At 67.6% G+C, this 13,825-nt stretch carries 15 protein-coding genes; 4 read left to right on the forward strand and 11 right to left on the reverse strand.

The features are described 5' to 3' along the window. Position 1: 1 nt before the first annotated feature. From lptE to QE363_RS02055, 3 genes are read right to left on the reverse strand one after another with little or no spacing between them, the layout of a single operon-like run. The gene (lptE, locus tag QE363_RS02045; RefSeq protein WP_309691365.1) at positions 2 to 544 is read right to left on the reverse strand and encodes an LPS assembly lipoprotein LptE; all 543 of its coding nucleotides are present in this window, start codon (positions 542 to 544) and stop codon (positions 2 to 4) included. Continuing rightward, a complete protein-coding gene (leuS, locus tag QE363_RS02050; protein WP_309691366.1) occupies positions 541 to 3,042 on the reverse strand; it encodes a leucine--tRNA ligase in 2,502 nt (833 codons plus the stop codon). Before leuS ends, lptE begins: the two co-directional genes overlap by 4 nt. Positions 3,043 to 3,057: 15 nt before the next feature. After that, entirely contained in the window at positions 3,058 to 3,492 is a 435-nt protein-coding gene (locus QE363_RS02055; protein WP_309691369.1) for a DUF3576 domain-containing protein, read from the reverse strand. Between the two features lie 219 nt (positions 3,493 to 3,711). Here QE363_RS02055 and QE363_RS02060 point away from each other — a divergent pair, with 219 nt between their 5' ends. Further along, positions 3,712 to 4,419, forward strand: coding sequence for a hypothetical protein (locus tag QE363_RS02060; protein ID WP_307101835.1), 708 nt, complete (start codon positions 3,712 to 3,714; stop codon positions 4,417 to 4,419). Between the two features lie 385 nt (positions 4,420 to 4,804). Here the strand turns inward: QE363_RS02060 and QE363_RS02065 are convergent, their stop codons facing one another. Further along, on the reverse strand, positions 4,805 to 5,314 hold the full coding sequence (locus QE363_RS02065) for a thiamine phosphate synthase (protein WP_309691372.1): 510 nt from the start codon (positions 5,312 to 5,314) through the stop codon (positions 4,805 to 4,807). 22 nt (positions 5,315 to 5,336) lie between these two features. Here QE363_RS02065 and QE363_RS02070 point away from each other — a divergent pair, with 22 nt between their 5' ends. After that, positions 5,337 to 5,996 (forward strand): YggS family pyridoxal phosphate-dependent enzyme, encoded by a 660-nt coding sequence (locus tag QE363_RS02070; protein ID WP_307101839.1) that lies wholly within the window; start codon positions 5,337 to 5,339, stop codon positions 5,994 to 5,996. Next, positions 5,993 to 6,661: an HAD family phosphatase gene (locus QE363_RS02075; RefSeq protein ID WP_309691373.1), complete on the forward strand. Its 669-nt coding sequence runs from the start codon at positions 5,993 to 5,995 to the stop codon at positions 6,659 to 6,661. Before QE363_RS02070 ends, QE363_RS02075 begins: the two co-directional genes overlap by 4 nt. A gap of 117 nt (positions 6,662 to 6,778) precedes the next feature. Here QE363_RS02075 and ribA read toward each other — a convergent pair whose 3' ends face one another. From ribA to QE363_RS02105, 6 genes are all read right to left on the reverse strand, one after another. Beyond that, positions 6,779 to 7,828, reverse strand: a complete 1,050-nt coding sequence (gene ribA / locus QE363_RS02080) for a GTP cyclohydrolase II (RefSeq protein WP_307101842.1) — start codon at positions 7,826 to 7,828, stop codon at positions 6,779 to 6,781. Continuing rightward, complete coding sequence (locus QE363_RS02085) at positions 7,825 to 8,661, reverse strand: exodeoxyribonuclease III (RefSeq protein WP_309691375.1); 837 nt, start codon at positions 8,659 to 8,661, stop codon at positions 7,825 to 7,827. Before QE363_RS02085 ends, ribA begins: the two co-directional genes overlap by 4 nt. Before the next feature lie 303 nt (positions 8,662 to 8,964). Then, positions 8,965 to 9,597 (reverse strand): outer membrane lipoprotein carrier protein LolA, encoded by a 633-nt coding sequence (locus tag QE363_RS02090; protein ID WP_309691378.1) that lies wholly within the window; start codon positions 9,595 to 9,597, stop codon positions 8,965 to 8,967. 67 nt (positions 9,598 to 9,664) lie between these two features. Further along, positions 9,665 to 11,059 carry a carbohydrate porin gene (locus QE363_RS02095; protein ID WP_309691379.1) on the reverse strand — a complete coding sequence of 465 codons (1,395 nt, stop codon included), beginning with the start codon at positions 11,057 to 11,059 and terminating at the stop codon, positions 9,665 to 9,667. 112 nt (positions 11,060 to 11,171) lie between these two features. After that, complete coding sequence (gene msrB, locus QE363_RS02100; RefSeq protein ID WP_309691382.1) at positions 11,172 to 11,633, reverse strand: peptide-methionine (R)-S-oxide reductase MsrB; 462 nt, start codon at positions 11,631 to 11,633, stop codon at positions 11,172 to 11,174. 21 nt (positions 11,634 to 11,654) lie between these two features. Beyond that, complete coding sequence (locus QE363_RS02105) at positions 11,655 to 12,326, reverse strand: DsbA family oxidoreductase (RefSeq protein ID WP_309691384.1); 672 nt, start codon at positions 12,324 to 12,326, stop codon at positions 11,655 to 11,657. A gap of 148 nt (positions 12,327 to 12,474) precedes the next feature. On the opposite strand from QE363_RS02105, the gene QE363_RS02110 reads away from it, so the two are divergent. After that, a complete protein-coding gene (locus QE363_RS02110) occupies positions 12,475 to 13,224 on the forward strand; it encodes an SDR family NAD(P)-dependent oxidoreductase (RefSeq protein WP_309691386.1) in 750 nt (249 codons plus the stop codon). Here the strand turns inward: QE363_RS02110 and QE363_RS02115 are convergent, their stop codons facing one another. Further along, positions 13,225 to 13,707 (reverse strand): GNAT family N-acetyltransferase, encoded by a 483-nt coding sequence (locus QE363_RS02115; protein WP_309691388.1) that lies wholly within the window; start codon positions 13,705 to 13,707, stop codon positions 13,225 to 13,227. It lies immediately after the preceding gene. Positions 13,708 to 13,825 lie beyond the last annotated feature (118 nt).

The following is a 13,825-nucleotide window of genomic DNA, read 5'->3' on the forward strand; positions in this document are numbered from 1 at the left end:
GTCACGGCCGCGCGGGGGCCATCGCCTCGCCGGGGCGCGACCGGGCATAGGTGGCCAGCCGCGCGACGATTTCGTCCGCGACGATCACCGACAGCCGCTCCAGTGCGGTATTTTCCGCCGCGATGGTGGCATATTCGGACCGGACCACGTCGATCCCGGCATCCGATCCGGCGGTGGCGTCGACCAGCACCGCATTGCTCGTCTGGTCGACCAGCTGATAGCGCGCGCGCAGGATTCGCCGCTCGCGCACCACCGAGTCGTCGCGCCGCACGCCAAGCCCGCGAATCTGGTCGTCCAGCTTCACATCGAGCCGATAGCGCGCATTCCCGGTCTTGCCGCCCAGCCGGTCATTGAGCGCATTGGCCATCAGCCAGCCCGCCTTCCCCTGAATCGGTGCGACCTCGATCTGCGACAAGGCGGTCGCGACCGAGCCCGAGCCGCCCCCCGCATAAAGCGGATGCAGCCCGCAGCCCGACAGGCCCAGCGTCAGCGCCAGACCGGCGGCGATTTGACAGAAGAGGGGCAGGGGAAGGGAGCGGGTCATGCGACGATATTCACCAGACGGTCGGGCACCACGATCACCTTCCTGGGCGTTGCGCCGTCCAGCGCGCGGACGATCTTGTCCGACGCCAGCGCGGTCGCTTCGAGAACGTCCTTGGGAAGCCCCTTGGCGACGGTCAGCGTGTCGCGCAGCTTGCCGTTGACCTGTACCGCGACGGTGACCTCGTCCTCGACCAGCAGGCTTTCATCGACCACCGGCCAAGCGGCGTCGGCGATCAGGCCGTCCTGGCCCATCCCGGCCCAGGCTTCCTCGGCCAGATGCGGCACCATCGGCGCGACCAGCAGCATGGTGGTGCGGATCGCCTCGTTACGGGCGGCCGATGGCTTGGCCTTTTCGATCGCGTTGACCAGCTCGTACAGCTTGGCGACGGCCTTGTTGAAGGCCAGCGCCTCGATATCCGCCGCGACGCCCGCGATGGTCTGGTGCAATTTCCGGGAAAGCGCCTTGTCCTCGCCCTCGGCGGCCTCCGAGCCGTCGAACAGACGCCACAAGCGCTGGACGAAGCGCCACGACCCCTCGATGCCCGATTCGGACCAGGGCAGGTCGCGCTCGGGCGGGCTGTCGGACAGCATGAACCAGCGCACCGCGTCCGCACCGTACTGATCCACAATGGGTTCGGGATCGACGGTGTTCTTCTTGGACTTGGACATCTTCTCGACGCGGCCGACGGTGATCGGTTGTCCGGTCGCGATCTCGATGCCGTCGCGAATCTCGCCCGGCGCCAGCCAGCGGCCGTCCGACGACTTGTAGCTTTCGTGCGTGACCATGCCCTGTGTGAACAGGCCCGCAAAGGGCTCCGCCACGTCGATCAGGCCGATATGCTTGAGGGCACGCGTCCAGAAGCGGGCATAGAGGAGATGCAGGATCGCATGCTCGACGCCGCCGATATATTGCCCGACCGGCAGCCATTTCTTGACGACCTCGGGATCGAACGGGCGATCCTTGGGCTGGCTGGCGAAGCGGATGAAATACCAGGACGAATCGACGAAGGTGTCGAGCGTGTCGGTCTCGCGCCGGGCGGGCTTGCCACAATTGGGGCAGTCGACATGCTTCCAGGTCGGATGCCGGTCGAGCGGGTTGCCGGGGACGTCGAAGGTGACGTCCTCGGGCAGCGTCACCGGCAGCTGGTCCTTGGGCACCGGCACCGCGCCGCAATCCTCGCAATGGATGATCGGGATCGGCGTGCCCCAGTAACGCTGGCGGCTGACGCCCCAGTCGCGCAGGCGGTACACGGTCTGGCCCTGGCCCCAGCCTTCGCTTTCGGCGCGCGCGATGACGGCGGCCTTGGCGGCCTCCACGTCCATCCCGTCGAGCGGACCCGAATTCACCAGCTGGCCGGTGCCGGTATAGGCGGTGTCGCCCTCGAACACCGGCGCGGTCGTGTCGCCATCGGCGACGACGCGGGTGACGGACAGAGCGTATTTGCGCGCGAAGTCGAGGTCGCGCTGGTCATGCGCAGGCACGCCCATCACCGCACCCGTGCCGTAATCCATCAGCACGAAGTTCGCGATATAGACGGGCAGGGTGATGCTCTCGTCCATCGGATGCTGCATCCGATAGCCGGTGTCGAAGCCCAGCTTTTCCTGGGTTTCCAGCTCGGCCGCAGTGGTGCCGCCCGCCTTGCAACGCTCGATGAAGGCCGCCGCATCGGCATTCGTCTCGGCCAGCTGCCGCGCGATCGGGTGGTCCGCCGCGATGGCGACGAAGCTGGCGCCGAAGATCGTGTCGGGCCGGGTCGAATAGACCTCGATCGGCGTCGCGAAGGGGGCGACCGGCGCAAAGCGGAACTGGAGACCCTGGCTGCGGCCGATCCAGTTCTCCTGCATCAGCTTCACCTTGTCGGGCCAATGCTCGAGGGTGGTGAGGCCCTCCAGCAGCTCGTCGGCGAAGTCGGTGATCTTGAGGAACCACTGGTTCAGCTTGCGCTTCTCGACCAGCGCGCCCGAACGCCAGCCGCGCCCGTCGATCACCTGCTCGTTGGCGAGCACGGTCATGTCGACCGGGTCCCAGTTGACCGCCGATTCCTTGCGATAGACCAGCCCGCCCGCATACAGGTCGAGGAACAGCGCCTGCTCATGCCCGTAATAATCGGGCTCGCAAGTCGCGATCTCGCGCGTCCAGTCGAGCGCGAAGCCCAGCCGCTTCAGCTGCGCCTTCATCGTCGCGATATTGTCGCGGGTCCAGCCGCCCGGATGGACGCCCTTTTCCATCGCGGCATTCTCGGCGGGCATGCCGAACGCGTCCCAGCCCATCGGGTGGAGCACCTCATGCCCGATCATCCGCCGATAGCGCGCCAGCACGTCGCCCATCGTATAGTTGCGGACATGCCCCATATGGATGCGCCCCGAAGGATAGGGAAACATCTCAAGGACATAGCTACGCGGCTTGGGGCTGTGATCGTCGGCGGCGAAGGTGCGCCGCTCCTCCCAGATCCGCTGCCAGGTCGAATCCGATTTCAGGGCGTTGAAACGCGAGGCCATTCTTCTCGTCTTTTATCAGTTCGTGATCGACGCACGGCGCAGGTCGCGCGCCTTGGTCAGGATGATGTCTTCCAGCTTCTGGATGGTCGCCGCCTGGACGGGCGCCTCGACCCACTGGCCGCTGCGGTTCACCTCACGCAACGCGGTAACGCGCAGCGCGTCGGCGCGCAGGTCCTGGTCGAGGATGGTGACGGTGACCTTCATCCGCTCGGTCGGCGTCTGCGGATTGACGTACCAGTCGGTGACGATCACGCCGCCGTTCGAGTCGGTCTCGGCCAGCGGCATGAAGCTGAGCGTGTCGAGGCTGGCGCGCCACAGATAGGAATTGACGCCGATCGTCGTGACCTTCGACGCGGCCAGATCGGCCTGCGGGCGATCCTTCTTGCCGGCACAGGCGCCGAGCGACAGGGCGGCGATAACCGCGAACGCGGTGGCGGAACGGCGAAGCATCGGCATTGTCCTGACTGGGAATAAGGGTTGGCTATAGCCTCTACAGGGGCCCCGCCACCCCGGCAAGCGCCCGGACGATGGGCGGCGTTTCCCCGATTCTGTGGATCGTGCGCAACAGTCAGACAAGATTCGCCCATCGGGGCGTAACAATGGGATCGCTCACCTGCCTTTTCATGTTAGGACGATCCCTACAAAGGGGTTTCCATAAAGGGGTGGACCGTGTCGTTCGGGCGTGTGGTGATCGGAATTGCTATCGGGGCGCTCGCCGCCACGACGGCTCTGGTCGCGCCCGCCATCGGCGCGGTGGAGCAGGGGGGCAAGCCCATCAAGCGCAGCCTGTCGCTGCGCGCCAGCGGCGGCTTCACCCCGGCGGCGGCCGATCCCCGGCTGGCGGCGCTGTTCGCCAAGAGCGGGCTCGACGCGGGCGACCTGCGCTTCACCCCGGCGGAAAGCCAGCGCGGCGTCAGCCGTGCGGTGACCGTCGCGGTGCGTGCGCGGACCAGCCGTACCAATGACGAGCGGATCGCCGCCAACACCGCGCCGACGGTCGGCCTGGCGCCGATCTCCTACAATCTGGGCGTCGCGGTCGGCTGGAAGCGGCTGGCGGTGTCGGGTGACGTGACCCGCGTCGACCTGGCGGGCATGCCGGGCAGCCGCGAGAGCGCCGATGTCGCGGTCAGCTATACCGCGAATCGCTTCACCGGCCGGGTGAAGGCATCGACCGATCGCCCGATCGACGCGACGGCCAAGCTGGTCGACATGCCGTCCAGCTATTCGCTCGACATGGGCGGGTCCTATTCGCTGACGCGCAACCTCGATGTGACGGCGGGTGTTCGCTATCGCTCGGATCGTGAGCGCCTGGCGCGACTCGACGACGATCGCCGTAACAGCCAGGCGGTGTATCTGGGAACGGCCTTCCGCTTCTAAGCGCGAACCGCTCGGTAGCGAGCGGTTCCGAGGCGTCTCTGGTATCTCTGGGGCTGACCGGCTCGCGCGCTCGCTAAGCGAGCCCACCCCTCACCCAGCTCCGACTAAGCCTTTGCTGCGCAAAGGCCAAGTCTGCGCAACCCTCTCCCCTCTGCGAGGGGTGAGGGAAGAACAGGCAGCGCTGAATGGTGATCGGCCCCAGTTCGTCATCCCAGCGAAGGCTGGGATCTTCGGATTGGCTGTCCCGTCGACGCTTCGGACGACGCGTTACTACTCTGCCCAACAAGCAGGAATGAGAGGGATGCCCTTCTCCGCGTCCTCTGCGCCTCCGCGCGAACCAAATATGAAAGCCGCAACGGATCATATGGCGAGGCGGCTCGCTGCGTTAAACCGCAACCCAAGCGTCGATCGCGGCCCAGCCCTCGAATCGCCCGCGCAACCGGCGGAAGCGTTTCGCGGTCATCCCGCCCAGCGCGATTCGGGGAAGGTCCAGCCCCCGCCCGATCCGCGCGGCGCGTGGCAAACCCAGACTCGGCGCGCCGCGATGCGAGCGGGTGGGGAATAGCGGCGATACGAACAGCAGGTCGGCCCCGGCCTTCCATCCCGCGACCGCCTCCGCCCGGTCATGTGCGGGCCAGCTCCGCAGACCCTTACCCCGGCCGCGCTTGTGCACTCCGTCGCCGGGCAGGCCACCGCCTGCCACCAGCAGGAGCAGCCGCCGCGCGCGCGCGATTCGGAACACCCGCCGATGAATCGCACGCCGCGCGGCCGGGGGCGTGGCATGGTGGCGAAAGACCACCCCCGATCCCGGCGGTAGCCGCCGCAAGGCGGACCACAGCCCGTCCCCCAATCGCTCGTCGGTCATCAGCCATGTCTCGGGGTATCGGTCGGCCATTGCGGGCACTATAGCGCGGGGCATGACCGACGACAGCGTTTCCCGCCTCTCCACCGTCTCCACCCAGCTCCAGCGTGCCGCGAAGCTGGGCGATCACCCCAGCCCGACGCTGATCGCGGTGTCCAAGACGCATGATGCCGACACGATCCGCCCGCTGCTGGATGCTGGCCACCGTGTCTTCGGCGAGAATCGCGTGCAGGAGGCGGCGGCCAAATGGCCCGCGCTGCGCGACGATTATGCGGGCGTCGAACTCCATCTGATCGGCCAGCTCCAGTCGAACAAGGCCGGTGACGCGGTCGCGCTGTTCGATGCGATCCACACCGTCGACCGCCCCTCGCTGATCGCCGCGCTGGCCGAGGCGATGGAAAAGAGCGGGCGGCGGCCCGATTGTTTCCTTCAGGTCAATATCGGCGAGGAGGAGCAGAAGGGCGGCTGCGCCATCGCGGAAGCCCCCGCCATGCTAGAGACGGCGCGCGCCGCCGGGTTGCCGATCGTCGGGTTGATGGCGATCCCGCCGCACGGGCTGGACGCCGCGCCCTATTTCGCGCTGCTCGCCAAGATGGCGCGCGAGCTGGGGCTGGCGAAGCTCAGCATGGGCATGTCCGAGGATTATGAGGTCGCCGCGATGCTGGGCGCCACCCATGTCCGCGTCGGCAGCGCGCTGTTCGGAGCACGCGGATGAGCCGCTTCGCCGCGCTGCTGTTCGATTTCGACGGCGTCCTGATCGACAGCGAATATGAGGGCAATCGCCACCTCGCCGAATGGCTGACCGCCAACGGCCACCCGCATACGCCCGAAGAGGCGATGCACCATTATATGGGGCTGGCGGGGAAGGACTTCGTCGCGACGATCGAGGCGCGGATCGGCCACACGCTGCCCGAGGCCTTTTACGAAGCGCGCCGCGTCGAGGATGTCCGTGCGATGGAAGAGGGCGTCGCGGCGATCGCGGGGGCGGTCGATTTCGTCCGCTCGCTGCCCGCCGATTTTCCACGCGCGGTGGTGTCGTCCAGCCCGACCGTCTGGCTCGACCGGCACTTGCGCCATCTGGGCCTGCGCGAGGCGTTCGGCGATCATGTCTATAGCGGGCGCGAGCATGTGACGCGCGGCAAGCCCGCGCCCGACCTGTATCTCTTTGCCGCCGACCGGCTGGGCGTGCGGATCGAGGATTGTGCGATCCTGGAGGACTCCCCCGTCGGCGCGACCGGTGCGGTGGCCAGCGGCGGCCATGTCATCGGCATGTGCATGGGGACGCATTGCGGCATCGGCCACGACCAGCGGCTGCGCGAGATCGGCGTCGCGGCGATCGCGCAGGATTATGCCGATGTGCGGCGCGAACTGGGGTTCTGAACGCCCAACGCTCCGATCAGCCTGAGCGAAGTCGAAGGCCACGGGAATGACCCTTGTGGCTGAGCGCGGGGCGTGCACTTCGACTTCGCTCAGTGCGAACGGAGGATAGGCAGAGCGTTAAAGCTGGTGCCCGGTCCGGTCGCGCTTGGTCGCCAGATAGCGTTCATTGTGCGGATTGGGCGGCAGGCTGTGCGCGACGCGTTCGACCACGCGCACCCCCGCCGCTTCCAGCCCCGCGACCTTGGCCGGGTTGTTGGTCAGCAGCCGCACCTGGTCCTGCCCCATCAGGGTCAGCATCCGCGCCGCCACCCCGAAATCGCGCGCGTCGATCGCGAAGCCCAGCCGGGTATTGGCGTCGACCGTGTCGAAACCCTGATCCTGAAGCTGATAGGCGCGCAGCTTGTTGACCAACCCGATCCCGCGCCCTTCCTGCCGCAGATAGAGCAGGATGCCCCAGCCAGCCTCGGCAATGGCCTGGATCGCGGCATGGAGCTGCGGCCCGCAATCGCACTTCAGGCTGCCCAGCACGTCGCCGGTCAGGCATTCGCTGTGCAGCCGCACCAAAGGCGGCTGCCCATTGGGCTGGCCGATCTGCAGGGCGACATGCTCGCCCGCCGCATGGGGCGAGCGAAAGGCGACGATCTCGGCATTCTCCGCGCCCGCGACGGGCAGGCGCGCGCGGGTGGCGATGGCCAGCGCCTCGGCATTCTCATGCGCGGCGATATCGGCGAGCGACAGCTCGGCCTCGACGCCGGTCCCACCGACGAAGAAGGCGGGCAGCATCCCTGCGATGCGCGCGAATCGCACCGCCGCCGCCGCGACCGCCGGATCGGGTAGGGGCAGCGCGCGATAGGGGCCCTTGAGCGGCGTCGCGAGGTCGAACTGCGGATCGGCGAGCGCGGTGGCGGCGGCGAAGTCGATCCACGGCGCGCGCTCGACCAGCACGGCGGCGTCGGGATCGGCGGCGTCGAGCTGGTTGGTCAGCTTCAGCGTCGCGGCCCGCCCCGCCGAGATCAGCACCGGCGCGCGGGCCCCAGGATCGAAGGCGGCCAGCCGCAACGGATCGGCCGTCTCGACCGCGAGCAGCGGCTGGCCCGCAATCGCGATCGGCCAGCCCCGGCGCAGCGCGTCGATCGCGCGCGCGGCGGCCTTGGCATCAGCGCTCAAAAATCGAATTCCGTCATGATCGGGATATGGTCGGAGGGTTTCAGCCAGCTGCGGCACCCCTCGAACACCCGATGCGACACCGCCTTTTCGGCCACGTCGCGCGTCGCCCACATATGGTCCAGCCGCCGCCCGCGATCCGACGCCGCCCAGTCCTTCGCGCGGTAGCTCCACCAGGTATAGAGTCGCTCGGGCGCAGGGATGAAGTGGCGGCCCAGATCGACCCAGTCGTTCGACGCCTGCAACCGCGCCAGCGTCTCGACCTCGATGGGGGTATGGCTGACCACGTCGAGCAGCTGCTTGTGGCTCCACACGTCCGATTCGAGCGGCGCGATGTTGAAGTCGCCGGTCAAGATGGTGGGGCAGTCGAGCTTGCCCGACCAGTCGATCATGCGACCTAGAAAATCGAGCTTCTGGCCGAATTTCGGATTCACCGCGCGGTCGGGCACGTCGCCGCCTGCCGGGATATAGACATTCTCCAGCCGCACGCCGTTCGGCAGGCGGATGCCGACATGCCGCGCCTCGGCATTGGCCTGCCAGTCGAGGCGGTCGTCCTCGGTGATGGGGACGCGGCTGGCGATCGCGACGCCGTGGTGCATCCGCTGGCCATGGATGATGATATGCTCATAGCCGAGCGAGCGGAACAGATCGAAGGGGAAGTCGTCGTCGACGACCTTCGTCTCCTGAAGACACAGCACGTCGGGCGCGGCTTCCGTCAGGAATTGCTCGACGATGGCGGCGCGGAAGCGCACCGAATTGATGTTCCAGGAGGCGATTTTCACGAGCGCCGATGTAGCGGGGGCAGGGGGGGGAGACAAGATTACCCGCTCCCCCATTCCTCCCCTGCAAGGGGAGGTGGCAGGCCGTCAGGCCTGACGGAGGGGTGTCACCCCTCGAGAGCGGGACACCCCTCCGACGCGCGATGCGCGCCACCTCCCCTTGCAGGGGAGGAATAAGGGGGAAAAGGAAAGGCCCCCGCTCCGGGGGCATGGAGCGAGGGCCGACCTAGCGTTCGTCACGCAGGCGGGATGAGGATGCCTGTCCGAGCAACAGGGGGGAATCTCGAACGCCCCTCAACCGCAAGGCCCTGATAGGACAGGAAACCTGTCGCCTGGATGAATGAAATAGTCCGCGACCGTTCAGTTTCGCGCCGCCGCTCTCCGCGGGTCGTTGAATCGGAACGCCTTGTCGTCCACCGGCACGCCGAAGCGCTGGTTGGACAGGCGAATCGTGGTCCGGTTGTTCTGGCTGTCGAGCGCGACCCAGCCCTGCATCATCAGCCCGCCCGGCGCGGCGGCGTCGCGTGCGAAGACCAGGGTGATCTTGCCATATTCGGGATGCTTGGGGTCGTTCGCCTCGACCGAGAGCAGGCGGGGATCGGCGCTGGGCACCACCTTGGCATAACGGCCGATGTCGCGGCTGGGGTCGAGCAGCACGCCCAGCGGCGAGTTCTTGATCGGCCAGCGCTGCACCTGCTTGACCGAATAGTCGATGAAGGTCAGCGCGCCGCCGTCGGCGACGATCAGCAGAGGCACGCCCTTTTCATACTGGAACCGGATCCGGCCCGGCTTCTTCATGGTCAGCGTGCCGGTCAGGACCTTGCCGGCGCGGTCGGTCTGGGTGAAGTCGGCGGTCATCGTCTGCACCGATTGCAGGTGACGCTGCACCGCCGCCAGGTCGCCATTGGCCTGGGCCAGCGCGGGGACGGGGGCGGCGACCATCGCCATGGCGGTCGGCGCCAGCAGGGCGGACGCCACAATCGAACGGATCATCAAAACACTCCTTTGGGCACGCCTGTCCTTGCGCGCCGTCTATTGAACGGGTCGTGAATCGCGGGTGTTACAGGGTGAAGGCGGCCTTCAGCCCCAATATGGTGACGTCGTCGGCCTGCGAATAGCCGCCCGGATGGTGGACGAACTGGACGTTGGGCCGCATCTCCAGCCATTCGGCGGGGTGGATGCTGTAATAGACTTCGGCGGCATATTCCGATCCCTGCACCGCAGGCCGGGTGGGATCGAGCCGCTGGCCGTCCGCCACCCGCCCGTTCACATGCGTCCGCGCCACGCCGAAGCCCAGCACGTCGCCCGGCACGGCGGGGACCAGCCCCTTGTAGAACAGCCCGGCCGCAACCTGATTGTCGGTGACGCTGGTCGCACGGTCGGCCTGGGTCGCGTTGAGGAAGACGCTGAGGCCGTTTTCGGCCTTGCCGTCCTTGGTCGCGCCGGTCAGTTGCTGCTGGATATTGATATAGACGCCGTAGCGGCTGCTCCGCTCCAGCGGGGCCAGGCCGGTGATCGCGATCGGACGACGGTTGATGTCCAGGAAGACGTCTGCCGCATCCGCCGTCGCGACCCAGCCGCCCAGCTTGTACGACCCGATCCGCCCGGCGGTCGGGTTGCGGATCCAGCCGATCTCGGCGGGGACCAGCACGCCGGTCGCGCCCTTGAAATGGCCGATGAAGAAGTCGGTATCCAGGTTGCGCGGATTGATCTCATAGACCGCGCCCTGGACATACAGGTCGTCGCGCGGTTCGTAGCGCAGCCGCGCGCCCCACTGGCTGACCGGCCAGTTCTGCCAGTAATCGCCGACCAGATTGCCCGGCTGTGCCCCGCAGAAGCTGAGATTCATGAAATGGCAGGAGAAGATGGCGAAATCCTCGCCCGGATTGGTGCGGCCCAGCTTCAGCTCGAACCGGTCGCCGATCCGCTGCTCGTACCAGAACTGGGTCAGGCGCAGCGTCTGGCCGCGACCATAGACCTCCTGCACCTGTTGCAGCGTGCCCAGATTGGCGTCGTCGCTGAGGTTGCGGCCGCGCCGATAGGTGAGGGTGGCCTGGAACGCCCCGCCCTTCAGCCCCATCACCTTTTCCAGATCGAACAGCGCGCCCGCATCGAACTGCCCGGTCTCGCGGAACAGCGTCTTGCGCCCGCCGGTCAGGTTCGCGGCACTTTCGGAGGCATAGCGCGCGGTGACGGTGATGCCGCGCTCGTTCAGCCGCGTGCGGATCTTGTGCCAATCGCCGATGATCCCCGGCGGCGGGGTGCGGCGCGTATCGGCGGTGATCGCGGAGGGCGCGCTGTCGGAGGGGCGGACCGCGCGGCGGCGGGTCGGGATTCGCTGCGTATCGCCGGTGGCGGCATCGGGCGTGATGCGCGCGGCGGTGGGGACGGGGTCGGTGGTCTGTTGCGGTGACAGCGGGGCCGCGAGCAGCAACGGCGCCCATCCCCAGATCATCGCCATCCTATAGCCCCCCGTTTTCCAAGACTTATCGTTGCGCGGCCCTAACGATCCGGGGGGCAAAAGGTGCCGTAAACGTCAATCCTCCCCCGCGCCGGGGAGGATCGGGTCAGCCCTGCTCCGCCGCGCGGACCTGGTCGACATAGTCGCCATACCCTTGCGCCTCCATCTCGCCGAGCGGCACGAAGCGCAGCGAGGCCGAGTTGATGCAGTAGCGCAGGCCGCCGCGATCGCGCGGGCCGTCGGGGAAGACATGGCCCAGATGGCTGTCGCCATGCGCCGAGCGGACCTCGGTGCGGACCATGCCGTGCGTGGTGTCGCGCAGCTCGTTGACATGGGCGGGCTCGATCGGCCGGGTGAAGCTGGGCCAGCCGCAATGCGAATCGAACTTGTCGGCGGAGGCGAACAGCGGCTCGCCCGAGACGATGTCGACATACAGGCCCGGCTCGCGGGTGTGGAGATATTCGCCGGTGCCGGGGCGCTCGGTGCCGCTCTGCTGGGTCACATAATATTGCTCGGGGGTCAGCCTGGCCAGGGCTTCCTCGGTCTTGGCGTAACGGGTGTCGGTCATGGCGTGTCCTTTCCCAAAGATTCAGGCGTCGGCAGGTTCGGCGGCCAGGATCTGGCGCAGCGCCTGCTCGAAGGATTCGGGCGGCTGTCCGCCCGAGATGAGATAGCGGTTGTCGATCACGATGGCGGGCACCGACTGGATGCCACGCCCCTGCCACAGCCGCTCCGCCTCGCGCACCTCGGCGGCATAGCGATCGGAGGACAGGATCGCGCGCGCCTCGTCCTCGGGCAGACCGGCACGGACGGCGGCGGCGGCCAGGATCTCGCGATCCGAAATATCCTGTCCCTGCGTGAAATAGCTGTCGAACAGCGCGTGCTTCAGCGCGGCCTGTCGCCCTTCGATCCCCGCCCAGTGGAGCAGGCGGTGCGCATCGAAGCTGTTATAGATTCGCGACGTGTCGCCCATCGCCATGGTGAAGCCCACCGCCGCCGCGCGCTCGCGGATCGTCGCGCGGTTGGCCGCCGACTGTTCGGGGGTGGCGCCATATTTGCGGCCGATATGCTCGACGATATTCTCGCCCTCGGGCACCATGGCGGGATTCAGCTCGAACGGCTGGAAGTGCAGATCGACCTCGACCGCCGCGCCCGACGAGTCCGCCAGCCGCTCCAGCGCGATCTCCAGCCCGCGCAGGCCGATGATGCACCAGGGGCAGGAGATGTCGGAGACGAAATCGATCCGGATGGGGCGGGGCATGGGCGGTCCTGATGGCGGGCGGGAAGGGCCCTTATGTGGGGATGCCGGCCGGCTTCGGAAGGGGGCGGAACGCAAAGCCCCCGGCGGGTCTTTGCCATCGACGGGTCGCAGCCGCTACGACACCGGCCTGCTCCAAGGAGATGACTGCATGACCAAGACAGCCCTTATCACCGGCGCCACCGCCGGAATCGGCGCCAGCGCCGCGCGTGCGTTCGTCGCGAGCGGCTGGCGGGTGATCGGGACCGGGCGCCGGGGGGACCGGCTCCAGGCGCTGGCGGAGGAACTGGGCGGGGCCTTCCATCCGCTCGCCTTCGACATCACCGACGAGGCGGCGCTCGACGCCGCGCTGGGCGACCTGCCGCCCGAATTCGCCGGGATCGACCTGCTGATCAACAATGCCGGGCTGGCGCTGGGCACGAAGCCCGCCCAGGACAGCGACCTGGCCCAGTGGCGCACGATGATCGCGACCAATATCGACGGGCTGATCACCATCACCCACCGGCTGCTGCCCCGGCTGATCGAACGGCGCGGGGGGATCATCAACCTGTCCTCGGTGGCGGCGAATTATCCCTATACGGGCGGCAACGTCTATGGCGGGACCAAGGCGTTCGTGAAGCAATTCTCGCTCAACCTGCGCGCCGACCTGCATGGCAAGGGGGTGCGCGTCACCTCGATCGAGCCGGGCATGGTCGAAACCGAGTTCACCACGGTCCGCACCGGCGGCGACCGGGCGGCGTCGGACGCACTCTATGCGGGGTCCAACCCGATGACGGGCGAGGACATCGCCGCGACATTGCTCTGGGTCGCCGAATTGCCGCCGCATCTCAACATCAACCGGCTGGAACTGATGCCGGTCAGCCAGTCCTTTGCGGGCTTCCAGGTCGCGCGCGAGGGCTGATCACAACGGCCGGTGCATGACCAGCGCCTCCACCGGCCCCAGCGCCGGGTGCCGGAACGCCCCCGGCACCCGGCCGACCGTGGCAAAGCCCAGCGCGGTCCACAGATGCACGGCGGCGGCGTTGCTGGCCACCACGAAGTTGAACTGCATCGCGGTGAAGCCGTGCGCGCGGGCTTCGTCAAAGGAATGGAGCGCCATCGCCCGCGCGACGCCTTTGCCGCGCGCGGCCGGGGCGGTCATATAGCCCGCATTGGCGACATGATCCCCGCCGCCCGCCTGATTGGCGCGCAGATAATAGGTGCCGAGGATCGCACCATCCTCCTCCGCGACAAAGACCGTCTTGTCCCCGCCGAACCAGTAAGCGAGCGCGGCCTCTTCGGACATGGCGGGGTCGAGCGCATAGGTCTCGCCCGCGCGGATCACCGGCAGGATGATCGCGGCGATGGCGGGGGCGTCGGCGGGGGAGGCGGGGCGAATCGGCATGGGGCGGATCTAAGGCCGAATGACGATCAGGTCGCGCGATATGGCGGCCATGGTCCCCGAACGAGCGAAGGAGTCGCTTTCGACCGCTGAACGTCGCGACAGATTGGCGCTTCCATAC

Source organism: Sphingomonas sp. SORGH_AS_0870, from assembly GCF_031453175.1.
GTDB lineage: Bacteria > Pseudomonadota > Alphaproteobacteria > Sphingomonadales > Sphingomonadaceae > Sphingomonas.